The following is a 24,704-nucleotide window of genomic DNA, read 5'->3' as shown; positions in this document are numbered from 1 at the left end:
CGCGGAATACTGAACTGATCCCACACCGGCCTTGGCTTTGACTTTAAGAATGACCGGAACCCACACCCTTAGCGATCATTTGCTTCGCCCGAATGGATGTCCGGCTTGGCCCGAAACGGTCATTCCGGATGCCAATTTGCGTGAAGCGGTCCGCGTGGTGCAGGGTGGGGCAAGAAGGATGGTTCAGTCAAAGAAGCCCGCATCCTCTTCCCTGAGATACTTCCTGGCTGCTTCGGCGTCGATATCGAGGCCCAGCCCCGGCGCTTCCAGCAGGTCCACCATGCTGTCCTTCACGATCTGCGACGGCAGGCCGATTACGAGGTCCTCCCACCAGGGGTCGGAGGCGCTCGGGTATTCGAAGGCGATGTAGTTGGCGGGCAAGGAGGCGCAGACATTGATCAACGCGCCGAGGCCGAGCAGGCCGTTCGCCGTGCCGTGCGGCGCCATCAGGATCGAGTGCATATGGGCGTGCTCGGCTACCCATTTCAGCTCGGCGATGCCACCGATATCGGCCGGGTCCGGACCGATGATACGGACCGCCTGCGTTTCGATCAGCTCCTTGAAATTATGGCGCAGGTAGATCTGCTCGCCGGTATGGATTGGCGTCGAGGTGGAGGTGGTCAGCTCCCGATAGGCCTGCGGATTGACCCACGGCACGTAGTCGCCAGTCAGCATGTCCTCGAGCCACATCAAATTGTACTTCTCGACCGCGCGAGCAAACTTAATCGCATCGGGCAGCATCCAGCCGGGGCCGCAGTCGAGCGCCAGGCTGACCTTGTCGTCCAGCACTTCCTTCATCGCGATCACGCAGTCGAGCATGTGATTGAAACCGCGCTCGCTGATCACGCCTTGATCCATGGCACCGTGATAGCCGGCCTTCTTCTGCGTCACGCCGTAATGGAAGCCCTCAATGGTGTCCTTCATGTTGGAGTGGAACGAGATTCCTTGCTTGATCATGAAGAAGTTCTGCGGCTGCTCCATCATCCATTTGACGTCAGCGGCGTAATCCTCCGGCCGGTCGCCCGTGCGTTTCTGGCGGATCGAGCCGTTGTAGACGCGCACCTTGTCGCGCACCTTGCCGCCGAGCAGTTTGTAGGCCGGCACGCCTGCGGCCTTGCCGGCAATGTCCCACAGCGCATGCTCGATAGCGCTTACCGCCGCACCATAGGGCTTGAAAGAGCCGCGTTGGCGGATCTTCAGCATCACCCGCTCGACGTCGGTTGGGTCCTCGCCGATCAGCGCCTCGCGAAAATGCAGAACCCAGGGCTTGAGGTAGGGCTTGGTGTACTCGACCTCGCCCAGGCCATAGAGGCCCTCGTCGGTGACGACGCGAACGATGGGGTGCTTGCCGATGACGGCACAGCGGAGATCGGTGATCTTCATGTTCGGTTCTCTTCGCCTCAGCTCCAGGTGCGATCCCAGGAATACTCGTTGTCCCAGTGATCCGTGGGCTGCCAGATGCCGGTGACACCCGGCTGCAGATGCTGCGAGATCACCTCGTCGACGACGTCGTCAATCCCCAGGCCCGGCTTGTCGGGAACAGTGATAAAGCCGTCCTTCACGAGCGGCTTGGGAACGCCGGTGACGATATCGTCCCACCAGTCGACATCGGCAGAGTGGTATTCGAGCGCCATGAAGTTTTCGGTCGCGGTCGCTACATGGGCCGCGGCCATTGCGGCGATTGGACTTTCGGCCATATGGATGGCCATAGCGACGCCGTGGTCCTGCGCCATATCGCCGATCTTCTTGGTCTCGAGGATGCCCCCGCTGGTCAGCAGGTCTGGGTGGATAACGGAGAGGCCGCCGCTCTTGAGCAGAGGCTCGAAGCCCTCCTTGAGGTAGATGTCCTCGCCGGTGCAGATCGGCACCGTGGTGGCGTCCTGCAGTTGTCGGTACTGCTCGGTGTACTGCCATGGGATCACATCCTCGAGCCAGGCTGGCACGTATTTTTCAATCCGCCTGGCGAGGCGAATCCCGTTCTGCAGCGAGATGTGGCCGACGTGGTCGATGGCGAGCGGAATATCCATGCCGATAACGTCGCGAACCTCGGCAATGTACTGCTCAAGCAGGTCGAGGCCCTTGTCGGAAAAGTGGAGACCGGTAAAGGGGTGGGGGACGTTATGCAAATCGTAGGCGGCGTTGCGGGCGCGTCGCTCTTCAAGAGTCTTGACCGGGCCGCGGCCGGGGTGGACGCGGTACCCTTCAAGTGAGCCGGCAGGAGACACGACCGCACCGGGTACATCCGCGATCTGCATCAGCCCCAGATCCATCTTGAGGAAGGTGAAGCCGAGCGCCATGCGCTGCTTGAGGCGCTTGCCGGTCTCGGTGCCGCTCGGCACGGTGGCGTCGGTATCGCAATAGAGGCGCACCTTCTCCCGAAACCGGCCGCCGAGCATCTGGTAGATAGGCACGCCATAGGCCTTGCCGGCGAGATCCCACAACGCGATTTCGATCGCCGAGACGCCGCCGCCTTGCCGGCCGTGTCCGCCGAACTGCTTGATCCGGCGAAACAGGCGGTCGATGTTGCAAGGGTTCTCGCCAAGCAGCCGGCTCTTCAGCATCAGCGCGTAGGTGGCGCTGGCGCCGTCGCGCACCTCGCCAAGTCCGACGATGCCCTGGTTGGTGTAAATCTTGAGCAGCGTTGAGGTGAACGGCGCGCCGATGATTTCGGCTACCCGCATGTCGGTGATGCGAAGCTGGGATGGCTTAGAGTTCGCGTTCACCCGATTGAGCGCCTCGTCGGCGCCACCCGTCTTTGCCATGACTTATCCTCGTTCTGGTGGATGGGGCTTGTCGCCCGCACGCCGGGCCGGCATAGAGCGTTGCTAGCCCAGCTCAATCTCATGGGCCTGCAGGTAGTCGCGGTTCATCTCAATACCGAGACCAGGCCTCGACGTCAGCTTGAGGCTGCCGTTCGAATTGTCGAGTGGTCTGTCAATCAGGTGATCGTATTTGCCCAGGTTCCACTCCGACGTTTCGAGCTTGTAGAAGTTAGGAACGGTCATCATCACCTGCGCTCCCGCAACCACGTTGATCGGTCCCGCGGCGTCATGTGGCGAGACCGGGACGTAGTAGGCTTCGCATAGGGCAGAAATCTTCTTGAGTTCGGTAATGCCGCCGGTCCAGGTGACGTCCGGCATGATGTAGTCAGCGAGCCTGTTCTCGAGTACCGGCACGAAGTCCCACTTCGTGTGGCCGCGCTCGCCCCACGAGATGGCGGCACTGACCTTTTCACGCACCTGCTTGAGGGCGTTGAGGCTCTCGGGCGGGCAGGGCTCCTCAAACCAGTCGATCTGGCCGGCTTCCTCGAGGCTACGACAGAGGCGAATGGCGGTGGGAACGTCGAAGCGGCCATGCGCATCGATGAGGATGTCGACATCGGGCCCCGCCGTTTCGCGGATCAGAGCCGTGAGTTCGGCGGCTTCGCGCTCGTCCTTGCGGGTCATGCTGCCATCGAGGTAGCCGTCTCGCTGTTCGCGGGGCAGGCCATCGGAGCTGCGGCCCTGGTGGGGGTAAGGATCGAACTTGAGCGCAGTGTGTCCGGACTCGACGATGTCTAGAATTTCGCGGACCACAGCCTCCTTGCTGGTAAATTTGGCCTGGTTGGGATGGGTGTAGAGCGCGATTTCATCGCGTACTGGTCCGCCCAGCAGCTCGTAAATCGGCTTACCGAGGACTTTGCCGCGGATGTCCCAGAGGGCTATATCGATGGCGCTCACGCATTCGACGGCGGCGCCGCGGCTGCCCATGTAGGTGAAGCTGCGAAAAATCTTGTGCCAGAGATGCTCGATACGCGCTGGATCCTCGCCTGTCACGGCGACACCGATCTGCCGCAGGATCGTGCAGAGAGCGCGGTTGGCGAGCCTTGTAGTGGTGGTGATCTCTCCCCAGCCACTCACCCCCTCGTTGGTCGTCACTTCGACGAACAGGAACTCTCCCCAATAAGAAGCATCGGACTTGATCAGCCACGGCCGAATGCTCGTGATTTTCATCTCAATTCCTTTATCTGAAATGGTCAGGCTAACGATGTTCGAGACTGGACCTTCGTTCCTATCCGGCCCGAGCGGCGTTGCGCGCACGCATCTGTTCGAGAATATGCCGGCCGGAACCCTCGACATGGCGGGAAACGAGTTCGGCCGCCTTGTCGGCTTCTCCCGCTTTTACGTGCGCGATGAGTTCGCGGTGCTCGCGAATGATCGCGGCACGCCGCGCGAGCGTGAAATTGAAACGCCGGCTGACGGCTCGCAGCACTTCGCGATGCTTCCACCAAAGTTCGGCGGCATGGCGGTTATAGTGCCGCTGGTACATCACGGTGTGGAAAGCGGTATCAAGCTCACTGTGCCTGAAGGTGTCGGCAAAGTTGTTCTCTTCAATCAGGCCTTCGAGACGTTCGAGTTCGGCGATGTCCTCGCCGGTCGCCATATTCACAAACCATCGCGTCAGGGCCGGCTCAATCAGAACACCGATTTCATAGATATCCCGGACAAAATCCTGATCTATGGGTCGGACGCGCGCCCCGCGGTTGGGGAGAAAGATGACAAAACCCTCCCCGCGCAAGAGTTGCAGGGCCTCGCGCACGGGGTTGGTCGAGGTGCCGTGACGCCGGGCGAGATCGGTGACCACAAGCCGTTCGTTGGCGGCGAGCCGTCCCTCGATGATGTCTTCCCTAATCAGTTGATAAAGCGAGGCGCCCTCGCTGGAGGCCCCCATGGGGTCAGTCTCCACCGGTGGCTTGGCTTTAAAATCACCTATTTCGGCCAAGGCCGGCTCCCCTAATCAATACATACCCTGCCCGATATCACACACGGTTTTCACAAACAATGTACGATCCAACGCGTTGACAGGCAATCCACGATCTGAAAACGTACAAGATGATCGAAGGGATACATAGAACAGAAAGGCGTCCCGCGGTCGAACGAGCTAGACCGCTTTGCCTCGGCGCAGGGCGGCATGGAGAACCAGGGAGGATACCTATGACGAGGATTACGCTCGGCAGTGCGGTCCTGCGCGGCACTGTCGCCACGGCTTTGATGGCATCGCTGATGTCCACATCGGCGCTGGGAGCGCCGCCGGTCGACCTCAGCAAGTGGTCGCCGGAATATGTGCGCTCCATTGCGGGCACACAGGATTTTGACACGGCGGCCGATTGCGCCAAGGTCACCCCCCTCGACTACAAGGGGCGACTGACTTTCTGGTATCAGGGCGTGTTCGAGGGCGACCCCGACCTTTTGCGCCAGTACTACAAAGATTTCTTCGAGACCTTCCGCAAGACCTATCCGAACATCCAGCTCGAGGAACAAGCCCTCACCTATAACGACCTTCTTGACAAGTTCCGCACGGCGCTCCTGGGCAATGCCGCGCCGATGGCGGTCCGCCTGCAAATCCTGGGTGGTACCGAGTTCGCCTCAAAAGGCTATCTGCAGCCGCTCAAACCCGAGGATGTGGGGTATTCCACCGAGGACTTCTGGCCCGGCGCCATGAAGGCCGTGACCTGGGAGGGGGTGACCTACGGCATTCCAACCAACAACGAGACGATGGCGTTCATCTGGAACGCCGACATCTTCAAGCGTGCGGGCCTCGATCCGGACAAGGCTCCGGCAACCTGGGACGACGTCGTCAAGTATTCCAAGCAGATCCACGACAAGCTCGGCATTGCCGGTTACGGCCTCGTGGCTCGCAAGAATGCTGGCAATACGCCGTACCGCTTCATGCCGCAGCTGTGGGCCTATGGCGGCGGCGTCTTCGACGAAGCCACCGCGAACCCGACCTATGAGCAGGTCAAGCTCGATAGCCCGCAGAGCAAGGCCGCGCTGCAAGCCTCGTACGACATGTATGTTCGCGACAAGTCGGTTCCGGTTTCGGCACTCACCAACCAGCAGGCCGATAACCAGCCCCTGTTCCTCGCCGGCCAGCTCGGCATGATGATCTCGCATCCGTCGGACTACGACGTCATGCTCGACCTGCAGAAGAAGGCGACGGGCGCCGACAAGGATAAGGCGCAGACCGTCATTGACAACATGCGCTACGGCCTGATTCCCACTGGCCCCGACGGCAAGCGCGCAGTCGTGTTCGGCGGCTCGAACATTCACATCCTGAAGCCTGAATATGTCGAGGGCGGCAAGGTCGACGAGCCGGCTGCAAAGGCTATCATCTGCATGTGGACGAGCCCTGAATGGTCGCTGAAGATGGCCTACGCAGGCTCGAACCCGGGCAACCTCAACGGCTTCAAGACCAAATGGATGAAGGAACGCCTGGACAACATCAAGTTCCTCGATGTGACGACCTCGATGTTACCATATGGCATCCCGTTCCCAGCGCTGCCGCAGGCCCCCGAGATCATGAACATCATCGTCCCGGACATGCTGCAGAATGCCCTGACCGGAGCGATGACCGTCGACCAGGCAGCGGACGACGCGGCCAAGAAGGTAAGAGACCTGATGGGCGGACTCTAGTCCAAGCCTGACCGGCTGCACCGATAGTGCAGCCGGTTCGTTCAGAAGAAATAAGGGCGCGCCACAGTGACGATCGTGACCGGCAAGGCCGAGGCTCGCCGAAGATTGCAATCCGGTAGGTCCGGCGCGCTACGGAAGATAGGGGAGCATCGCGCTGACTACGCGTACGTGCTCCCTGCGATCGCCGTGATGCTCATCGTCATCGCCTATCCGATCTACTACACCATCGAGCTGTCGTTCTTTAAGACGCCGCCTGGCCTGCAGCTCCGCGACAAGACCTTCATAGGCTTCGACAACTACACGGCCATCCTCACCAGTGAGGTGTTCTGGAAAGTCACCTGGAACACTCTGATCTGGACACTGGGATCCACTTTGATCTCCTTTGTCCTGGGGTTTGCCACCGCGCTGGCGCTCCACCGCGCCTTTATCGGCCGCGGTGTCCTGCGCGCAATCCTGATCATTCCCTGGGTCATCAGCGCGGTCGCCGCCTCCTATATCTGGAAGTGGATCTATCATTCGGACTTCGGGATCATCGGTGCGGCGCTGGTCGGCCTCGGATTGGCCGACCGACCGCCGAATTTCATCGACAGCGTCAGCACGGTGCTGCCTTCCCTGATCGTCGTCAATATCTGGCGCGAGTTTCCGTTTGCCATGATCATGATGATGGCCGGCCTGCAGACCGTGCCCGAGCAATTGCTGCGCGCCGCGCAGGTCGACGGCGCCAGCGCCTGGCAGCGCTTCTGGCACGTCACCTTCCCGCACTTGCGCAACGTCTCGACGGTGACGATCCTGCTGCTCGCGGTGGCCAACTTCAATTCCTTCATCATCCCCTGGATCATGACCGGCGGCGGGCCGTCCAACGCATCGCATATCTGGATCACCCACATTTACGAGCTCGCCTTCGGACGACAGCGCTGGGGCGTGGCATCTGCCTATTCGGTGCTCCTGTTCCTCATCCTGATGACGCTCGGCTACTTCTACGTCCGTGCGCTAAGCGGCAATGAGCGGAAGGAGGGGAGCGCATGAGCACGACTGCCGAGATAGCCCCTCGAGGCCTGAGCCGTCGCCGCATGCGCGTCGACGGATGGCGGTGGGCCGGGCGCATCTTCCTCGTGTTCATGCTGCTTTACACCGCGGTGCCGATGATCTGGATGCTGATCACCTCGATCAAGTCCGGGTTCGCGGCGATGCAATTCCCGCCGCAATGGTGGCCGGACGAACCTACCCTCGCCAGCTACGAGAAGCTGCTCGATCCCCAGAACAGCGTCGGCCAGGACTTCCTCCGCTTCTTCTGGAACAGCCTTTTCGTGTCGACCGTCACGACAATCCTCTCGGTGATCGTCGCTGTCCCAGCGGCCTACGCATTTTCGCGCTTCAGTTTCCCCGGCCGGAACTTCCTGTTCTTCGCCGTGCTGCTGCGCAATATGTTCCCGGCGGTGATCTTTCTCGTGCCGCTGTTCATCCTGATGCGCCTGCTCGGGTTGATGAACACGCATGGCTCGCTGATTCTCACCTATCTCACCTTCGGCCTGCCGCTGGCGATCTGGTTGCTCAAGGGCTTTTACGACAACATTCCGGTGCAGCTCGAGCAGGCGGCGCGCATTGATGGGGCAACGAGGTTCCAGGCCTTCATCTTGATTGTGATGCCGCTCTCGACGCCGGGGATCATCGCCACCGCGATCTATTCGTTCATCGGCGCGTGGAACGAGTACATCTACGCCTACACCTTCCTCACCAAGAACGACCAGTTGACACTGCCGGTCGGCATCCAGCGCTTCTTCTCGGAAAATACGACGGACTTTCCGGGCCTGATGGCGGCCAGCTTTATGATGAGCGTGCCCGTCGTGGTGCTGTTCCTCGTCCTGCAACGATACTTCGTACGCGCCCTTACAGAAGGCGCGGTCAAGCACTAGGGAGTTGCCGATGGCCCACGTGGTCCTCAAAGATCTCGTCAAGACCTATGGCAGCTTCAAAGCTGTCAACGACGTGTCGCTGACGGTCAATGACGGCGAGTTCGTTGCGCTCGTCGGCCCTTCAGGCTGCGGCAAGACAACCACGCTCAATCTCGTCGCGGGGCTGATCCCGATCACATCGGGCGACATCGTCATCGGGGACCGGGTGGTCAACGACCTCGACCCCAAGGACCGGGACATCGCAATGGTGTTCCAGAACTACGCGCTCTATCCGCAGAAATCGGTTTACAAGAACCTGGCGTTCCCGCTGCAGATGCGCAAACTGCCCAGGGACGAGATCGACAAGAAGGTCAAGGAAGCGGCGCGAGTGCTCGACATGACGCACCTGCTCGAGCGCAAGCCACGCGAACTTTCGGGCGGGCAGCAGCAGCGGGTGGCGCTGGGCCGTGCGCTTGTCCGCGACCCCGCCGTATTCCTCATGGACGAGCCGCTCTCTAACCTCGATGCCAAACTGCGCGTGCAGATGCGGTCGGAGATCAAGCGCTTCCACCAAGACCTCAAGGCGACGATCATCTATGTGACGCACGACCAGCTCGAAGCCGTGACCATGGCCGACAAGATGGCGGTGATGAACGGCGGCTACCTGCAGCAATACGATTCACCGGCGCAGGTCTTTGCCCATCCCGTCAACATGTTCGTCGCCAGCTTCATAGGCAGCCCGGCGATGAGCCTTATTCCGCTGCAGGCATCGACGGCAAACGGCAACTCTGTGTTGACCGGAGCGGAGGGCTGGAGCTTCGAGCTCTCGCCGCGCAACGCCCAGAAGGTCGCAAACGCAACGACCAAGAAAGTCGTGCTCGGCGCACGTCACTCGACGATCAAGCTACACAACAGCGCGGTCCCCGGTGCCATTCCGGCCAAGGCCTACACGGTGGAACCGACCGGAGACGTTACCTTCGTGCAGGCGTTCCTGTCCGGCGCCATCGTCAACGTCAGCGTGCCGCCGAACATTGCCGTCGCGCCCGATGAACAGATCTGGCTCGAGTTCGACCAGGAGCGGATGCATCTGTTCGACGGCGAAACCGAAATGGCCCTCAAGGCGAACTGAGACAGGGCGGATGCGTTTGGAACGTGGGCGCGGATGACTACGAAGCTTAAGATCACCGCGATCAAGCCATATCCGGTGTGGGTAGGAACGCGCAACCAGATGCTCGTCAAGGTCGAGACCGACCAGGGCATCTTCGGCTGGGGCGAGAGCGGCTTGAGCGGTCGCGAGAGGGCCGTGGCCGGCGCGATCGAGCACTACCGCGAGTTTCTCATCGGCCGCGACCCGATGCAGATTGGCCGGATCTGGCAGGAGGTTTATCGCAGCCAGTACTTCGAAGGCGGGCGAGTTCTGCAGGCGGCGATTTCCGCCATCGACATCGCCCTTCACGACATCAAGGGCAAAGCGCTGGGGGTGCCGGTCTACGAGCTGCTAGGCGGCAAGCAGCGCGACCGCATCCCCACCTTCGCCTCGACCGGGGACGAGGCCGAGGGCGATGCTGCCATCGAACGAGCCCGCGAACTACGCGCACAGGGGTGGCAGGCGATCCGCCTCTTCCCCGTCGGGCAAAACAGCAGGGACATCTTCGAGCCGCGCGAGTCGATCGGCGCTACCGCGAGTATGCTAAACAAGGCGCGCGAGGCGCTGGGCGACGACGTCGTCCTCGGCATCGACTATCATCATCGGCTGTCGGTGGCCGAGGCGGCGAGCTTCTGCAACAAGCTCGGCCGCGGCGTTCTTGATTTCCTCGAGGAGCCGATACGGGACGAGACACCGGAGGCCTACGAATCCCTGCGTACGATGACCGACATCCCCTTTGCCATCGGTGAGGAATTTGCCAGCAAATGGCAGTTCCTGCCCTACATCGAGCGCGGCATCCATCAGTTCAACCGGCTCGATGTTTGCAATGTCGGTGGGCTCACCGAGGCGATGAAGGTCGCTGGCTGGAGCGAGGCGCACTATGTGGATCTGATGCCGCACAATCCCCTTGGTCCGGTGTGCACGGCCGCGACCGTGCATCTCGCCGCGGCGGTACCCAACTTCGCGTGGCTCGAGACCAGGGAACCCGAAACAAAGCTGGGCTTCGACAATTCCGACTTCTTCCCCGTGCAACCATGGCTCGACGGGACCAACTATCCGGTCGGCGATCTGCCGGGGCTCGGCGTCGAAGTCAACGAGGAGGCGATCCAAGGGCAGAGTTTGCGTTTCTGGGAAGCGCCTCACCTTAAGCGCCGCGACGGTTCTGTGACGAACTGGTAGTTCCTTTCAAGCGGAGTCCATAATGACGCATACTTCCGACATCACGCGGCCGCCTAAAGACCTGATCGACGCGCTCCGGGAGATCGGCGCCGCGACGGTTGCCGGCACGCTTGGCCATATGGGCTTCCGCAATCCGCATATGGTCGGTCCGGTGGCGCAGAACCACGGGAAGTCGATCGTCGGGCCGGCGCTGACGCTGCAGTTCATGCCGCAGCGGCCAGACCTCTTCACCGAGGGAGAATATGCCGATCCAGAGACGCAACTGCACCGGCACGTGCTCTACCACGCGCAGGAGGGCGATGTGGTCGTGGTCGACGCGCGCGGCGACATGAGCTCGGGCGTCTTCGGCGATATGATGTCGACGTATTTCAAAGGCAGGGGCGGGGCGGGCATCGTCATCGATGGATGCATGCGCGACCGGCCCAATGTTGAAAAGCTCGATCTGCCCCTATGGCTGCGCGGCTGGACTCCAAATTATCATGTGCAAACCAGCATCTATCCCAATGCCGTCAACGTTCCGATTGCCTGCGGCGGTGTCACGGTGATCCCCGGCGACATCATCGTCGCCGACGACGACGGGGTGGTGGTGCTTCCCGTCGCAATGGCCGCAAAGGTGATCGAAGAATCACAGAAGCATCACGATTGGGAGGAGTTCTCACGAGTGAAGCTCATGGAGGGCGCGCCGTTGCAACGCTATTATCCGCTGCATGACGATGCCCGCGGGGAGTACGAGGAGTGGCGCAAAACAAACCGCGTGAAGAACCCAAGTTAGCGCAATGGGTTCAAAAGAAAGGAAAGCTGAACTGTATCGCCCTCGACGGTTAGCTCTACGTCAGGAGCGGTAGGCTCGGCGTTCCAGTTAGGGTTCAGGTGCCGGAAAGATAACGAGGTCATGCACCGATATTGCATGTCGAGAGGGCAACTTTCCATCCCATCTCGGCCATTGGTGGCAGCCGGGCCGATCGAGTTTTCCCTAAACCGGCTTGGCCGGATTGCGCATCGCCGAATAGGTGAGCAGCGCCGAGGCGAGATAGAGCAGCAGGAAGACGATATTGAGCGACAGCACCAGATCGGGCGTGTCCAGGATGGTGGTCAGCACATAGGTCAGCAGGACCGCCTTCAGCCCGGCAAGCAGCGCCAGGTTGATCGCCCGCACCAGCGTCTGGCCGCGCGCGAACAGAAGCTCGGCCTGGTATTCGACGAGATTGCGCAGGCCCGGCACGCAGATCGCCAGCGCCACCAACGGGGCGGCCTCCGCGACATTCTTGCCGAGCGCGTTGGGGAAGAAATGCAGCACGATGCCGAGCGCCGCCAGCGCCAGCGTCGAGACCAGGAACACGCCGCCTTCGATGCCGCTCTTGACCGAAAGGCGCGACAGCAGTTCCGGCGCCCGCATCATGCGCTGCACCAGCATCATCGAGAAGGTGCGGATCGGGATCGCCGTCAGGTCGACCAGCCGCATGATGATGGCATAGATGCCGGCGAGGTGCGGCCCGCCGATCGCCAGCACCAGCAGCTTGTCGAATTCCATCTGCAGGTAGAACAGCACCTCTGCGCCGGCCACGTAGACGGAATCGGCGAGCCGCCTCAGATAGAGCTCCAGCCGCAGCCGCAGCCTCTGGCGCGGATAGAAAAATCCGAAGGCGATGAGCAGCGAGGCGGCGTTGGCGCAGATATAATACCAGGACCAGACACCTATGGTCGGCTGCGCCGCGAACATGAACAGCACGGCGCCGAGCGCCCGCAGGGCCGTCGCCATGATCGTCAGCAGGGCGGCGCGGCCGAATTTGCCGAGACCGTTGTTGACGATCAGCGCCACCTCGACCGGCCGCCACAACAGCGCCTCGGCAAACACGATCGCCGCAAAGACCGACAGCGGCACGGTGCCGGCAAAGAAGACCAGGTAGACGCCGTAGGAGGCGGCAGCCAGCAGCGGCAGCGATACCACGCCGAGCAGCAGGAAGCCGGCCGTGAAGGTGCCGATCAGATTGGGGCGGATGGTTGCGGTTCGGTAAAGCGCCGAGATGAAGCCGAAGGCCAGGATGCGCGACAGCATCACGCCGGCCGCCGAAGCGGTGGCGAACATGCCAAACTCGGCGATCGACAGCGTGTTGGCCAGCGCGATGAAATAGGCGAGCGAAAACACCAGCCGCCCGCCCGCGCCGCTTATCGCCGAAAGATAGTCGCGAACCAGCCCCCGTCGCTCGGCCACGAAAGCGCCGATCCGGGCGAGAGGCCGCCTTTGCGGGATGTTGCCAGCCTGGGTCATGTGTCGGAGACAGCATAGGCTGGAAAGTTTAACGCGCGGTTCTGGACGCTTTCGGTGCGTTCAAGAAAGACACAACCGAAGAGGGAAACCTTGTCTCCTAGGCAGGGAAATTAACCTTTTGTTTCCTATGCCTGTTTAGCGTGGCTTAACGAATGGCTGACCGCGCGTCCAACGCCGCCAAGGGCAAGCTCCACGACAATGGTCGACAGGCAAAACCGTGAAGATTGGAAGCGCGAGCGGTCCTTGCTAGCGCTCGGCCATGCGATGCGCGGCGAAGAACCATCGCTGGTTTCGATCGGGGATCGGGCGGACCCGTCATGGCGCGAAGACGCCGCAACGCGCCATCGTCTCGCGCGCTCACGCCGCGAGGGGCGAGCGCATCCGGAATTTTCGGCAATCCCGGAGTCCTCAGCGATCCCGGAACGCCCGGTAACCCCGGAATTCTCGGCAAGCGATGAAACAAGCCAGTTTCAAGCCGATCATGCATCCGCTTCGACCGCCCGGATACCGCCTGAGACCGACGATGCCGTTGAAGCGGGCTATGCGGACGCCAGGCTGCGGGAGGAGCCGTTTGCTGCCGGTGCCTCCGAGGACCGCCGTTCCGATGCCGATCCTCGACATGCCGCATTCGATCCGCGATACGCATTCGAACCTCGGTATCCCGCGTCCGATCCACGATATGCAACGTTCGAGCCTCAATACGCCGGTGACGAGCAGCGGTCTTCCCATGAGGACGACGGCGGATGGAAGCCGTTGATCGATCCGATGCAGGTCGTCCGCGGCGTTGCCCGGTCGAAGCTGCTGATTGTCGCCATGACGATCCTGGGCGCCACGCTTGGCGTCGCGATCGCATTGTCGACGCCGAAGAAATACGAAGCCACCGCAGAGCTGATCGTCGACCCGCGCGACCTGAAGCTCACCGACCGCGATCTCACCCAATCGGTGGTTGCGTCCGACGCCACGCTGGCCATCGTCGAAAACCAGGTTCGCGTGCTCACCTCCGGCACCGTTCTCAACAAGGTCGTGGACAAGCTCAATCTGGTCAACGATCCGGAATTCAACGGGCAAGGTTCCGACAGCCTGGGCGTGATGACGCTCATCCGATCGATCCTGTCGCGCAATGACGGGCCGGGTGCCGATGAGGGCCGCCGCCGTGCGCTGGCCGTCGCCAATCTGGCGGAGAGCCTTTCGGTCGAGCGCGGCGGCAAGACCTTCGTCATCTCCGTCAGTGCCACCACGCAAAATGGCGAGAAGTCGGCGCTCATCGCCAACACGATGACGGACGTTTTCCTGCAGACCTTCGGTCAGATCCAGTCCGACACCGCTGGCCGCGCGACCAACGAACTGACGGGCAGGCTCGACGAGCTGCGCAAGGGCGTGGAAGTGGCCGAGCGCAAGGTCGAGGATTTCAGGGCCGCGCACGACCTCGTCGACGCACAAGGCCATCTGATCAGCGACGACGAGATGCTCAAGCTCAACCAGCAGCTTGCGATCGCCCGCGCGCGCACGCTGGAACTCAACGCCCGCGCTGCGTCGGCGCGCTCGATCGACGTGAATTCGGTTCTGAGCGGTACCTTGCCGGAGGAGATCAACTCCAACACCATGAGCGAGCTGCGCTCGCAATATGCGACGCTCAAGCAGGAGGCCGACCGCGCTGCGATCCGGTTCGGGCCGCGCCATCCCGAGCTCCAGGCGCTCAATGCCCAGCTTTCCGGGTCGCGCGAGCGTATCGCCGGGGAACTGCGCCGCATCGCCTCGTCGCTGCAGGTCGACCTGAGGCGCGCCGTGCAGCTCGAACAGGATCTGGCCTCCCGACTGGCGCAGTTGAAGGTCCGCAGTGGCGACGTCAACAGCGACCTGGTTACCCTGCGCGAACTGGAGCGCGAGGCCGCCGCCAAACGCTCCGTCTATGAGCAATATCTTCTGCGCGCCAAGGAAACCGGCGAGCAGAAGGACATCAACACCGCCAATATCAACGTGATCTCCAAGGCCTTCGCCCCGCTCGAGCCGAACGGACCGTCGCGCGCCGTGACGGTGCTTGCCGGCCTGCTGGCGGGCCTCGCCTCTGGTGTCGGTCTGGGCGCCATGCGCGGCGCCTATGCGAGCCTGCGCGAAACCGCCAATTCGCGGCCGCTCCGCCGGGCGGACGAACGCGGTTTTGGAGACCAGGCATACCAGGCCTCGCCGCCCGTTCCGCCAGTCGAGGCCACCAGGCGTTCAGGTCCGATCAGTGCGCTGCTGTCGGCGGTGAGCAGGATCGTGCCGCGCAGGGCGCGCAGGGAAGACTCTGCCACTACGCGGTCCAGTGGCTCACCGGCCAGTGGCGCATCGGTAGTCGCCGGAGGCGCAAAGCGGGATCCGGAAACTACCGGCTACAGGCAGCCGCAAGTCCAGCAAGGCGCCTATGGTCCGCAGCAGGGGATGTACCCGGCCGCCACTACGCAGGCGTACCCCTATCCGCAACCGCCTATGGGCTATCCCTGGCAGATGCAGCCGCCGGCCGGCTTTCCCTATCCGCCGGCCATGACGCCCCATGCCGGGCCTTACCCGCAGCAGCAGCCGGTCTATCCCCGAGCCTCGTCGGACGAGGCAAATCAGGCTTCGGAAGCCGCTGAACAGCAAGCCTCCATCGAGGAGATCCGAGCCAGCCTGCGCGAATTCCGCGAAGCGGTTCGCGAACTCACCGAAAGCCGATCGCGGCGCTATTTCTGAGCGCCGAATAGAATAAAAGCCATCGGTTTCGAGTTAGCGGCATAAGACGGCGCTTTGACGGGATTGCCCGGTCGGATTTTCGTGAAAATGCCGCCCGAAGTAGAACGATGTTGAGGGTGGTTCATGGCCGAGTTGATTGACGGAAAGAGCGTCGCCGAAGACGTGGTGCGGCGCGTCAAGGCCTTGACGATCGAACTGATGGAAAAGCGCGCGCACAAGCCCGGTCTTGCCGTGGTCATCGTCGGCGAGGATCCGGCGAGCCAGGTTTATGTCGCCTCCAAATCCCGCACCGCCAAGGAATGCGGCTTTCATTCGGTCCAGCACACGCTGCCGGCCGAGACCTCCGAACAGGAACTGCTTGATATCATCGGCGAACTCAACGCCGATCCCGGCATCAACGGCATCCTGGTGCAGCTTCCGCTGCCTGGCCATGTCGATGCGGGCAAGGTCATCCAGGCAATAGCGCCGCAAAAGGATGTCGACGGCTTCCACTTCATCAATGTCGGCAAGCTCGGCACCGGCGAACTGGAGACGGCGTTCGTGCCTTGTACGCCGGCTGGCTCGATGCTGCTGATCGAGCGTGTGCGCGGCAAGGATCTTTCCGGGCTCAATGCGGTGGTCGTCGGCCGCTCCAACATTGTCGGCAAACCGATGGCCAATCTTCTGCTTGCCGCCAACTGCACTGTCACCATCGCGCATAGCCGCACGAAGGACTTGGCTGCACTGGCACGCACCGCCGACATTCTCGTTGCCGCTGTCGGCAGACCTGAAATGGTCAGGGGTGACTGGGTCAAATCAGGCGCCACCGTCATCGACGTCGGCATCAACCGCATCGCGGCGCCCGAAAAGGGCGAAGGCAAGACCCGTCTCGTCGGTGACGTTGCCTATGCGGAAGCGGCGAAGACGGCCGGCGCCATTACGCCGGTGCCTGGCGGCGTCGGACCGATGACCATTGCCATGCTGATGGCCAACACGCTAGCTTCCGCCTATCTCGCGGCCGGATTGAAACGGCCGTCTTTCTGAACCTGGAAAGCCTCAGCTTTGCCGAACCTCACTGTTCCCTCAGAGCGGCTGATCACGAACGATCCCGTTCAAGGCGGCCGGCAGTTCGGGTTCCTGCTGGTCGACAAGTTTTCCATGTTCTCGCTGGCCGCCGCAATCGACACGTTCCGGTCGGCGAACCGGCTGCTCGGCCACGACTTCTATGGCTGGACGACGGTATCGGCCGACGGCGATGCCGTCATGGCCTCCAACGGCCTGCCGCTCAAGATCGACTACGCTGTCGCCGATCTGCCGCCGGTCGATATCCTTTTCGTCTCGGTCGGGCTGACGACGGAGTTTCCCGGCAAGAGCAAGGTGCTGGCGGCGCTGCGCAGCTGGGGCCGGCGCGGCAACGCGCTCGGCGCACTGTCGGTCGGCTCCTATCTGCTCGCCGAGGCAGGCCAGCTCGAAGGCTATCGCTGCACCATCCACTGGGAAAACCGCGCCGGCTTCGTCGAGCGGTTTCCCGACATCAACTGCACCGGCAATGTCTTCGAGATCGACCGCAAACGCTACACCTGCGCCGGCGGCACCACTTCGATCGACCTGATGCTGGAGATCGTGCGCGGCGATTTCGGCTCGGGCCTCGCCAACGGCGTCGCCAACCAGTTCCAGCACGAGCGCATCCGCTCCGCCGGAGACCGCCAGCGCGTCGGTCCTGAGCGCGACCTGACCGGCAAATCGGAAAAGCTGCGCCGCATCGTCGAGCTGATGGCCGATCATCTCGACGAGCCGCTGTCGGCGGTGCAGCTCGCCAAGTCGGCCGGCCTGTCGGTGCGCCAGGTCGAGCGCCTGTTCCTGCGTCACCTCACGGTGACGCCCGGCCGCTATTACATGCGGCTCAGGCTCGAGCGGGCGCGCGAATTGCTGCGCCAGACCAACATGCCGATCCTCGACGTGGCGATCGCCACCGGCTTCACCTCACACTCCTATTTTGCCCAGAGCTATCGGCTGCAATTCGGCCGGCCGCCTTCCGAAGAGCGTCGCACGACGTACTGAGTGGTTTGTCTCAAGGGTTGTGGCCAACCCTCCACGCCCGGCGTCCGGGCTTGTGTCCTGACGCGGCGTCAAATAGCTTCCCCGGACTCGCGGCCACTGATTGGGGGGATTTTCATGGCGGGACTTGCACGGAGCATCGCTGCGGCGATCCTCCTGTTGTGGATGACGACGCTCGGCCTCGCTGCCGACCGAGTCATCATCATTCTCGATGGTTCCGGTTCGATGTGGGCGCAGATCGACGGCAAGCCCAAGCTCGAAATCGCCCGCGAATCGCTGCGAACGGTGTTGCAATCGGTCCCCGCCGATAGGGAAATCGGCTTCATGGCCTATGGCCATCGCGAGAAGGGCAGTTGCGAGGATATAGAGCTCATCGTGCCGCCGCGGGCCGGTTCGGCAGCTGCTGTTTCCGCTGCCGCCGACAGCCTGAAATTCCTCGGCAAGACGCCGCTGACATCAGCCGTAAGCCAAGCGGCCGAGGCGCTGAAATACACCGAGGACAAGGCCACCGTCATCCTGATCACCGACGGGCTCGAGACCTGCAATGGCGATCCGTGTGCGCTCGGCAAGGAACTGAAGGCTGCCGGCGTCGACTTCACCGTAGACGTCGTCGGCTTCGGTCTGAGCGCGGACGAGGGCAGGCAGGTTGCTTGCCTCGCCGACAACACCGGCGGCAGATACATCCAGGCGTCCGACGAGCAAGCGCTGCGGGACGCGCTGGTCGAAACCATCACCGCCGCACCTGCACCCGAACCAGCCCCTGCGCCGCAGCCGGCTCCCGAGCCGGAAAAGCCGGAGTTCAACTTCATGCCGGCCGTGGTGCTCGCCGAGCGCGGCGATCCCGTCACTGACGGCAATTCCTGGGAGATCTACAAGGCAAAGTCCGACGGCACGCGCGGCGACTACGTCACCACCGAATACGGAGCCTACAAGGGCGATCTGGAGCCGGGCGGCTACATAATTGTCGCACGCTATGGCGAGGCCAGGACCGAACAGAAGATCACGGTCGAGGCAGGCCAGGTCTACAAACCCCTCCTTACGCTGAATGCCGGCACGCTCATCATTCATCCGCGGCCAAGCGAGGGCGCGGATGTGGCCGATGGCGCGGCTGTCGTGATCGCCTATCCGGGCGTCGATACGCCCGCGACCTATTACGGCGACACGAAGGTCGTATTGCCGGCCGGCGACCAGAAAGTGACGGTCAGGATCGGGCAGGGCGAGGTCACCGAAACCATCCCGCTCACTGCCGGCAGGATCGTCGACAAGGATATCATCGTCGGCGTCGGCCATGTCGTTGCCAACGCCTACTACACTGCCGGCGGCGACAAGGCCGACGGTTCGGGCATCGGCTTCAAGGTGTTCAAGGCAAAAAAGAAGATCGACGGGACGAGGCAGGAGGTGGCTTATGCCTATGGTCCCGACAGCAAGTTCGACCTGCCGCCCGATGACTATGTGCTGACGGCGACGGTCGACCTTGCCGTCGTCGAGCAGCCGTTCAGCGTCAAGGCCGGTGAGCATCAGGATCTGAAGATCGCCATCAATGCCGGCGTGCTGGCGATCACCGCGCCGGGGGCCTCAAAGATCGAGATTTTCGATCCGAAGAAGGACATCAACGGCAACCGCAAATCGCTCGGTTACGCCTATGACGAGAAATATCAGGCGGCGCTGCCGGCCGGCGACTACGCGGTCGTCTCGGAGAAGTTGGACAACAGCTCAAAGGAAAGCACGGTGACCATCAAGGCCGGCGAGCGAGCCGAGCTGACGGTGCAGTAGGGACGCAGCTCGACGCCGGCAAAAGGGCGGCCACGAGCCGCCCTTTTTCACTGCAGCGCGAATTCCGCTGCGTTGTTTCCGAATGCGCTGGCGCCATGGTCGGCACGGCCCACCATTTGCCGGAACCCAGCGAAAAGCTCGCGGCCGAAGCCGAATTCATTGGCGACAAGATCGCTGTCCGCCGCTCGCCGCAGCGCGAAATCGCCTGCCGGCACCAGCACTTCCAGCGTTCCGGCGTTGGCGTCGAGCCTGATGATGTCGCCTTCATGGATCCTGGCGATCGGCCCGTCCTCGACTGCCTCCGGCGTCACATGGATCGCCGCCGGCACCTTGCCGCTGGCGCCCGACATGCGGCCGTCGGTGACCAGCGCCACATGCTGGCCGCGATCCTGCAGCACGCCGAGCACGGTGGTCAACTTGTGCAGCTCCGGCATGCCGTTGGCTTTCGGCCCCTGGAAACGGATGACGGCGATGAAATCGCCGGTCAATGTGCCGGCCTTGAACGCCTCGTTGAGCCCTTGCTGGCTGTCGAAAACCTTTGCCGGCGCCTCGATGATGCGCCGCTCCGGTTTCACCGCCGAAGTCTTGATGACGGCGTGGCCGAGATTGCCGGAAAGCATTTTTAGCCCGCCGGTCGGCTGGAACGCCTTCTTGAACGGCGCCAGCACCTTCTCGTCGCCGCTTTCGCGCGGCGAGGCCTCGCGCACGACGCCGCCGTCGGCGCCGAGCTTGGCCTCGACCGCATAAGGCCGCAGCCCTTCGCCCCAGACCGTTTGGATGTCCTCGTGCAGGATGCCCTCGTCGAGCAGTTCGCGGATCAGGAAGCCGAGACCGCCGGCCGCATGGAAATGGTTCACGTCGGCAAGGCCGTTCGGATAGACCCGCGCCAGCAACGGCACGGCTTCCGAAAGGTCCGAAATATCCTGCCAGGTAATGGCGATGCCGGCCGCGGCCGCCATGGCGATCAGGTGGATGGTGTGATTGGTCGATCCGCCGGTGGCGTGCAGGCCGGCGATGCCGTTGACAAACGAGCGCTCGTCGATCATCCGGCCGACCGGCGTGTAGGCGTTGCCGAGCGCGGTGATCGCCAGCGCCCGCTTCGTCGCCTCCCTGGTCAGGGCGTCGCGCAGCGGCGTGCCGGGGTTGACGAAGGAGGCGCCCGGCGTGTGCAGGCCCATGATCTCCATCAGCATCTGGTTGGAGTTCGCCGTGCCGTAGAAGGTGCAGGTCCCCGGCCCGTGATAGGATTTGGACTCGGCCTCGAGCAGTTCGGCCCTTCCTGCCTTGCCTTCGGCATAGAGCTGGCGGACCTTGGCCTTCTCGTCGTTGGGTAGGCCCGTCGTCATTGGCCCGGCCGGGATGAACACCGCCGGCAGATGGCCGAAGGTCAGGGCCGCGATCACCAGCCCCGGCACGATCTTGTCGCAGACGCCGAGATAGACGGCCGCGTCGAACATGTTGTGCGACAGGCCGATCGCCGCGGCCATGGCGATCACGTCGCGCGAGAACAGTGACAGCTCCATGCCGGGCTGGCCTTGCGTGACGCCGTCGCACATCGCCGGCACGCCGCCGGCGACCTGGGCAATGCCGCCGGCCTCGCGCGCCGCGTCCTTGATCAGTGCTGGAAACGTCTCGAAAGGCTGATGCGCCGACAGCATGTCGTTATAGGAGGTGATGATGCCGAGGTTCGGCACCCGGTCGCCGCCCAGCGCCACCTTTTCCGAAGGGCTGCAGACGGCAAAGCCATGGGCGAGGTTGCCGCAGGACAGCACGGCCCGGTTGGCGGTGCGGTTCGAGGCCTCGGCGATGCGGCCGAGATAGGCCTCGCGCCCTGGTCTGGAGCGCTGCCGGATGCGCTCGGTGATGGCTTCGATGTCGCGTCTCGCGGTCATGGCGTCGGTCCTTTCAGGCGAGGTCCCGCAAACATCTTCCGGCTATCTGCCGGGACCCTCGGCAAGTTGAAATCAGGGTGCCCAGAAAACCTCTACGGGCCTCTCGGCTGCGTCGAGCACGGCACGAATGGGTTTTCGCGTTTCCGATGCCATCGCGCTTTCGAAAGCCTTGCGCTTGTCTTCACCTTCGATGTGCAGTGCGAGGAAGCCGGCCCTGACGATCCGCGCCAGCGACAGCGTCAGGCGCGGCTCGCCGGCGCTTGCTGCGTGAACCGGGAGCACAACCCTTTCCGAGAACGGGTCGAGCAGTTTTTCCAGATTGTCGGCATCCGGAAAAAACGATGCGGTATGGCCATCGGCTCCCATGCCAAGCACGACCACATCGAGCGGCCATGGCAGCGACCGCAACATCCTGCCGTCGGCCTCCAACGTATCGCCGATGCTTGCTGCCTCCTGATAGAGCGGCACGAAACGTGCGGCTGCGGCCGCGTTTTGCAAAAGATTGGCAGCGACCAGCCTGGCGTTGGAGCGCGGAGAGGATGCCGGCACGCAACGCTCGTCGACCAGCGTGACCGTGACCTTGTTCCAGGCGATCGGGATACTCGAAAGCGATGCGAAAAATTTCGCTGGCGTCGTGCCGCCGGAAACGGCGAGCAATGCCGTGCCGCGCTCAGCGATTGCATTGGTCAAGCGGCCTGCGACGTGCCCGGCAAGTGCTGCCGCCAGGTCCTGGCGTTCGGCAAACGCGTGCCAGCTATAGGCGGCGCTGTTCAATTGCTCTCGTGCCATGTCCGCCCGTCGCGTTCGATCAGCGCAATCGAAGCCGAGGGGCCCCATGTGCCGGCCGTATAGCCCTGCGCCTCTTGCCTGGCGCTTTCCCATGCGTCCTGGATCGGGTCGATCCACTTCCACGCTGCCTCGACCTCGTCGCGGCGCATGAACAGCGTCTGGTTGCCACGGATGACGTCCATGATCAGCCGCTCATAGGCATCGGGCGCGCGGCCGTCGAAGGATTGCGCGAAGCTCATATCGAGCGGGATCTGGCGCAGCCGCATGCCGCCAGGCCCCGGATCCTTGATCATGATGAACTGCTTGACGCCTTCGTCGGGCTGCAGCCTGATGACCAGCTGGTTTGCCGAGATCGGCCCGGCGCTGTCGCCGAAGATCGAATGCGGGATCGGCTTGAATTCGATGACGATCTCCGAAACGCGTGTCGCCAGCCGTTTGCCCGTCCTGAGATAGAACGGCACGCCCGCCCAGCGCCAGTTGCCGATTTCGGCCTTGAGCGCAACGAAGGTCTCGGTGTTGCTGTTCTTGCCGAGCTCCTCGACATAGCCTTTCACCGGCCCGCCGGCCGAGGCCCCGGCACGGTACTGGCCGCGTACGGTGTGCTTGGGCGCTTCGTTGCCGTTGATGCGTTTCAGCCCGCGCAACACCTTTAGCTTTTCGTCGCGCACGGCATCGGCGTCCATCGACGACGGCGCCTCCATGGCGACGAGGCAGAGAAGCTGCAGCATGTGATTCTGCACCATGTCGCGCAGCGCACCGGCCTTGTCGTAGTAGGTGACGCGGTCTTCGAGGCCGACGGTCTCGGCCACGGTGATCTGCACATGGTCGACATTGGCAGAATTCCACAGCGGCTCGTAGAGTGCATTGGCAAAGCGCAGCGCCATCAGGTTCTGCACCGTCTCCTTGCCGAGATAGTGATCGATGCGGAAAATCTGGCTTTCATGGAAATCGTCGCCGACCAGATCGTTGAGCTCGCGCGCCGAGGCGAGATCGCGCCCGATCGGCTTCTCCAGCACGATGCGCGAGTTCGGCGTGATCAGCCCGTTCTCTTTCAGCTTGTGCGAGATTTCGCCGAACAGCGCCGGCGCCACCGCCAGGTAGAAGGCCCGGATGCATTCGCTGTCGCCGATCGCCTTCTTCAATTTGTCGAAGCCCGCGCCGGTGGTCGCGTCGGCCGAGACGTAGGAAAGCCGGGCAAGGAACGTCTTCAGCTCCGTGGCGTCGATATCGGCCGGCTTCACATGGTCGGAAATCGCTTGCCTGGCGAACGCCTGGAATTCCTCGTCGGTCATTTTCGAGCGCGAGGTCCCGATGATGCGCGTCGGTTCGGAAAACTGATGGCCGCGCTGGCGATGGTAGAGCGACGGCAAAAGCTTGCGTTCCGACAGATCGCCGGTGCCGCCGAAAATGATGAAGTCGAAAGGGTCGACGGGAATGATCTGGCTGGTCATGGTCTGTCCGCTTTGACGCCGGTCGCTGTGACGCGGTCGATATAATCTAATCGATTTAGATTTTCCAGTGCCATGGCGTCACACCCCAAGGCCAATCGGGTTTTTCCGATTGGTCCTGAGGTGTGCCCTTGACACTGGCGCAACCCGGCGGCTTGTCGGTGAGGTGTTCCGGGAGGCCTTCGCAGTTGCAGCATAGAGCGGGATCGAGGCGAAAGCCAAAAGAGAAATCGAGGGTGTATTGATCTTTCGGCAGCCATTGCCCGCGGCTGCCCGAGCGATCGTCTTCAATCATGAGTGAGAAAGCCATGCGCCTGAAAAACAAAGTTGCCATCATCACCGGTGCCGCGTCAGGTTTCGGCGAGGGTATCGCCAAGCGCTTTGCCGAAGAGGGCGCGAGCGTCGTTGTCGCCGACCTCAACGCCAGGGGCGCCGAACGCGTCGCCAACGAAATCGGCCGGGCGGCGATCTGGACCCAGACCGACGTCTCGTCGCGTTCCGAGTTCGTCGAGATGATCCATGCCGCAACGAGTGCATTCGGCCGCATCGACATCATGGTCAACAATGCCGGTTACACCCATCGTAACGGCGACATGCTCGAGATCGACGAGACGACCTTCGACCTGATCACGGCCGTCAACATGAAGGCGATCTACCACGCCGCTCTGGCGGTTGTGCCGGTCATGGATCGGCAAGGCGGCGGCGTCATCCTGACCACGGCCTCGACCGCCGGCATCAGGCCGCGGCCCGGCCTCACCTGGTACAATGCGTCGAAGGGCTGGGCGATCACCGCAACCAAGTCGATGGCGGTGGAACTCGCGCCGAAGAACATCCGCGTCAACTGCCTCTGCCCGGTCGCCGGCGAGACCGGCATGCTGGAAAAATTCATGGGCGCCGACACACCCGAAATCCGCGAGAAGTTCCGCGCGTCGATCCCGCTTGGCCGGCTTTCGACGCCGCTCGACATAGCCAACGCGGCGCTCTGGCTGGCTTCGGACGAGGCGGCTTTCATCACTGGCGTGGCGCTGGAAGTCGACGGTGGACGGTGCATCTGAGCCAACCGGCCCTGTCGGGTTCAAGCTTAATTTGACCGCTCTTCGCACCCCGGCGGCCC

At 62.6% G+C, this 24,704-nt stretch carries 20 protein-coding genes; 11 read left to right on the top strand and 9 right to left on the bottom strand.

Annotated elements, in window-relative coordinates:
• Window positions 1-183 precede the first annotated feature (183 nt).
• The 4 genes from CIT26_RS04275 to CIT26_RS04260 form a co-directional block, all read right to left on the bottom strand.
• Window positions 184-1,383, bottom strand: coding sequence for a mandelate racemase/muconate lactonizing enzyme family protein (locus CIT26_RS04275; protein WP_095491411.1), 1,200 nt, complete (start codon window positions 1,381-1,383; stop codon window positions 184-186).
• A 17-nt stretch (window positions 1,384-1,400) separates the two neighbouring features.
• Window positions 1,401-2,762: a mandelate racemase/muconate lactonizing enzyme family protein gene (locus CIT26_RS04270; protein WP_095491410.1), complete on the bottom strand. Its 1,362-nt coding sequence runs from the start codon at window positions 2,760-2,762 to the stop codon at window positions 1,401-1,403.
• Between the two features lie 63 nt (window positions 2,763-2,825).
• A complete protein-coding gene (locus CIT26_RS04265; RefSeq protein ID WP_095491409.1) occupies window positions 2,826-3,992 on the bottom strand; it encodes a mandelate racemase/muconate lactonizing enzyme family protein in 1,167 nt (388 codons plus the stop codon).
• Window positions 3,993-4,050: 58 nt separating this feature from the next.
• Complete coding sequence (locus CIT26_RS04260; RefSeq protein WP_095491408.1) at window positions 4,051-4,761, bottom strand: GntR family transcriptional regulator; 711 nt, start codon at window positions 4,759-4,761, stop codon at window positions 4,051-4,053.
• Between the two features lie 212 nt (window positions 4,762-4,973).
• On the opposite strand from CIT26_RS04260, the gene CIT26_RS04255 reads away from it, so the two are divergent.
• The 6 genes from CIT26_RS04255 to CIT26_RS04230 all read left to right on the top strand — a co-directional run bounded on the left by CIT26_RS04255 (window position 4,974) and on the right by CIT26_RS04230 (window position 11,442).
• On the top strand, window positions 4,974-6,452 hold the full coding sequence (locus tag CIT26_RS04255) for an ABC transporter substrate-binding protein (protein WP_095491407.1): 1,479 nt from the start codon (window positions 4,974-4,976) through the stop codon (window positions 6,450-6,452).
• 66 nt (window positions 6,453-6,518) lie between these two features.
• Entirely contained in the window at window positions 6,519-7,478 is a 960-nt protein-coding gene (locus CIT26_RS04250; RefSeq protein ID WP_095491406.1) for a carbohydrate ABC transporter permease, read from the top strand.
• Window positions 7,475-8,365: a carbohydrate ABC transporter permease gene (locus CIT26_RS04245; RefSeq protein WP_095491405.1), complete on the top strand. Its 891-nt coding sequence runs from the start codon at window positions 7,475-7,477 to the stop codon at window positions 8,363-8,365. Before CIT26_RS04250 ends, CIT26_RS04245 begins: the two co-directional genes overlap by 4 nt.
• 10 nt (window positions 8,366-8,375) lie before the next feature.
• Window positions 8,376-9,473, top strand: a complete 1,098-nt coding sequence (locus CIT26_RS04240; RefSeq protein ID WP_095491404.1) for an ABC transporter ATP-binding protein — start codon at window positions 8,376-8,378, stop codon at window positions 9,471-9,473.
• A gap of 33 nt (window positions 9,474-9,506) precedes the next feature.
• Complete coding sequence (locus tag CIT26_RS04235) at window positions 9,507-10,670, top strand: mandelate racemase/muconate lactonizing enzyme family protein (protein ID WP_095491403.1); 1,164 nt, start codon at window positions 9,507-9,509, stop codon at window positions 10,668-10,670.
• Between the two features lie 22 nt (window positions 10,671-10,692).
• Window positions 10,693-11,442, top strand: coding sequence for a ribonuclease activity regulator RraA (locus CIT26_RS04230; RefSeq protein WP_095491402.1), 750 nt, complete (start codon window positions 10,693-10,695; stop codon window positions 11,440-11,442).
• A gap of 201 nt (window positions 11,443-11,643) precedes the next feature.
• Here the strand turns inward: CIT26_RS04230 and CIT26_RS04225 are convergent, their stop codons facing one another.
• On the bottom strand, window positions 11,644-12,939 hold the full coding sequence (locus tag CIT26_RS04225; RefSeq protein ID WP_095491401.1) for a lipopolysaccharide biosynthesis protein: 1,296 nt from the start codon (window positions 12,937-12,939) through the stop codon (window positions 11,644-11,646).
• 198 nt (window positions 12,940-13,137) lie between these two features.
• On the opposite strand from CIT26_RS04225, the gene CIT26_RS04220 reads away from it, so the two are divergent.
• The 4 genes from CIT26_RS04220 to CIT26_RS04205 all read left to right on the top strand — a co-directional run bounded on the left by CIT26_RS04220 (window position 13,138) and on the right by CIT26_RS04205 (window position 19,461).
• Window positions 13,138-15,651 carry a GNVR domain-containing protein gene (locus CIT26_RS04220; protein ID WP_095491400.1) on the top strand — a complete coding sequence of 838 codons (2,514 nt, stop codon included), beginning with the start codon at window positions 13,138-13,140 and terminating at the stop codon, window positions 15,649-15,651.
• Window positions 15,652-15,774: 123 nt separating this feature from the next.
• The gene (gene folD / locus CIT26_RS04215) at window positions 15,775-16,674 is read left to right on the top strand and encodes a bifunctional methylenetetrahydrofolate dehydrogenase/methenyltetrahydrofolate cyclohydrolase FolD (RefSeq protein ID WP_095491399.1); all 900 of its coding nucleotides are present in this window, start codon (window positions 15,775-15,777) and stop codon (window positions 16,672-16,674) included.
• A gap of 18 nt (window positions 16,675-16,692) precedes the next feature.
• Complete coding sequence (locus tag CIT26_RS04210; RefSeq protein WP_095491398.1) at window positions 16,693-17,691, top strand: GlxA family transcriptional regulator; 999 nt, start codon at window positions 16,693-16,695, stop codon at window positions 17,689-17,691.
• A 114-nt stretch (window positions 17,692-17,805) separates the two neighbouring features.
• Window positions 17,806-19,461: a vWA domain-containing protein gene (locus CIT26_RS04205; RefSeq protein WP_095491397.1), complete on the top strand. Its 1,656-nt coding sequence runs from the start codon at window positions 17,806-17,808 to the stop codon at window positions 19,459-19,461.
• 47 nt (window positions 19,462-19,508) lie between these two features.
• Here CIT26_RS04205 and edd read toward each other — a convergent pair whose 3' ends face one another.
• The 4 genes from edd to CIT26_RS04185 form a co-directional block, all read right to left on the bottom strand.
• Entirely contained in the window at window positions 19,509-21,353 is a 1,845-nt protein-coding gene (edd, locus tag CIT26_RS04200; RefSeq protein WP_095491396.1) for a phosphogluconate dehydratase, read from the bottom strand.
• A 72-nt stretch (window positions 21,354-21,425) separates the two neighbouring features.
• Window positions 21,426-22,142, bottom strand: coding sequence for a 6-phosphogluconolactonase (pgl, locus tag CIT26_RS04195; RefSeq protein WP_095491395.1), 717 nt, complete (start codon window positions 22,140-22,142; stop codon window positions 21,426-21,428).
• Window positions 22,124-23,593 (bottom strand): glucose-6-phosphate dehydrogenase, encoded by a 1,470-nt coding sequence (gene zwf / locus CIT26_RS04190; RefSeq protein ID WP_095491394.1) that lies wholly within the window; start codon window positions 23,591-23,593, stop codon window positions 22,124-22,126. The genes pgl and zwf overlap by 19 nt, the downstream gene beginning before the upstream one ends.
• A gap of 55 nt (window positions 23,594-23,648) precedes the next feature.
• On the bottom strand, window positions 23,649-23,885 hold the full coding sequence (locus CIT26_RS04185) for a hypothetical protein (protein ID WP_143747783.1): 237 nt from the start codon (window positions 23,883-23,885) through the stop codon (window positions 23,649-23,651).
• Window positions 23,886-23,898: 13 nt separating this feature from the next.
• Here CIT26_RS04185 and CIT26_RS04180 point away from each other — a divergent pair, with 13 nt between their 5' ends.
• Complete coding sequence (locus tag CIT26_RS04180; RefSeq protein WP_095491392.1) at window positions 23,899-24,645, top strand: SDR family oxidoreductase; 747 nt, start codon at window positions 23,899-23,901, stop codon at window positions 24,643-24,645.
• Window positions 24,646-24,704 lie beyond the last annotated feature (59 nt).

Origin of the sequence: Mesorhizobium temperatum (genome assembly GCF_002284575.1) — a bacterium.
Taxonomy (GTDB): Bacteria; Pseudomonadota; Alphaproteobacteria; order Rhizobiales; family Rhizobiaceae; genus Mesorhizobium; species Mesorhizobium temperatum.
The sequence above is the reverse complement of the archived record's forward strand: the minus strand, read 5'-3'. Positions and strand labels throughout refer to the sequence as shown.

Bases quoted from the DNA above. Each gene is read 5' to 3' on its own strand.
- CIT26_RS04220 (WP_095491400.1), top strand. From the start codon at position 13,138: ATGGTCGACAGGCAAAACCGTGAAGATTGGAAGCGCGAGCGGTCCTTG.
- CIT26_RS04270 (WP_095491410.1), bottom strand. From the start codon at position 2,762: ATGGCAAAGACGGGTGGCGCCGACGAGGCGCTCAATCGGGTGAACGCG.
- CIT26_RS04225 (WP_095491401.1), bottom strand. From the start codon at position 12,939: ATGACCCAGGCTGGCAACATCCCGCAAAGGCGGCCTCTCGCCCGGATC.
- CIT26_RS04185 (WP_143747783.1), bottom strand. From the start codon at position 23,885: ATGATTGAAGACGATCGCTCGGGCAGCCGCGGGCAATGGCTGCCGAAA.
- CIT26_RS04235 (WP_095491403.1), top strand. From the start codon at position 9,507: ATGACTACGAAGCTTAAGATCACCGCGATCAAGCCATATCCGGTGTGG.
- CIT26_RS04180 (WP_095491392.1), top strand. From the start codon at position 23,899: ATGCGCCTGAAAAACAAAGTTGCCATCATCACCGGTGCCGCGTCAGGT.
- CIT26_RS04265 (WP_095491409.1), bottom strand. From the start codon at position 3,992: ATGAAAATCACGAGCATTCGGCCGTGGCTGATCAAGTCCGATGCTTCT.
- CIT26_RS04205 (WP_095491397.1), top strand. From the start codon at position 17,806: ATGGCGGGACTTGCACGGAGCATCGCTGCGGCGATCCTCCTGTTGTGG.
- CIT26_RS04245 (WP_095491405.1), top strand. From the start codon at position 7,475: ATGAGCACGACTGCCGAGATAGCCCCTCGAGGCCTGAGCCGTCGCCGC.
- CIT26_RS04240 (WP_095491404.1), top strand. From the start codon at position 8,376: ATGGCCCACGTGGTCCTCAAAGATCTCGTCAAGACCTATGGCAGCTTC.
- CIT26_RS04230 (WP_095491402.1), top strand. From the start codon at position 10,693: ATGACGCATACTTCCGACATCACGCGGCCGCCTAAAGACCTGATCGAC.
- folD (WP_095491399.1), top strand. From the start codon at position 15,775: ATGGCCGAGTTGATTGACGGAAAGAGCGTCGCCGAAGACGTGGTGCGG.
- zwf (WP_095491394.1), bottom strand. From the start codon at position 23,593: ATGACCAGCCAGATCATTCCCGTCGACCCTTTCGACTTCATCATTTTC.
- pgl (WP_095491395.1), bottom strand. From the start codon at position 22,142: ATGGCACGAGAGCAATTGAACAGCGCCGCCTATAGCTGGCACGCGTTT.
- CIT26_RS04275 (WP_095491411.1), bottom strand. From the start codon at position 1,383: ATGAAGATCACCGATCTCCGCTGTGCCGTCATCGGCAAGCACCCCATC.
- edd (WP_095491396.1), bottom strand. From the start codon at position 21,353: ATGACCGCGAGACGCGACATCGAAGCCATCACCGAGCGCATCCGGCAG.
- CIT26_RS04255 (WP_095491407.1), top strand. From the start codon at position 4,974: ATGACGAGGATTACGCTCGGCAGTGCGGTCCTGCGCGGCACTGTCGCC.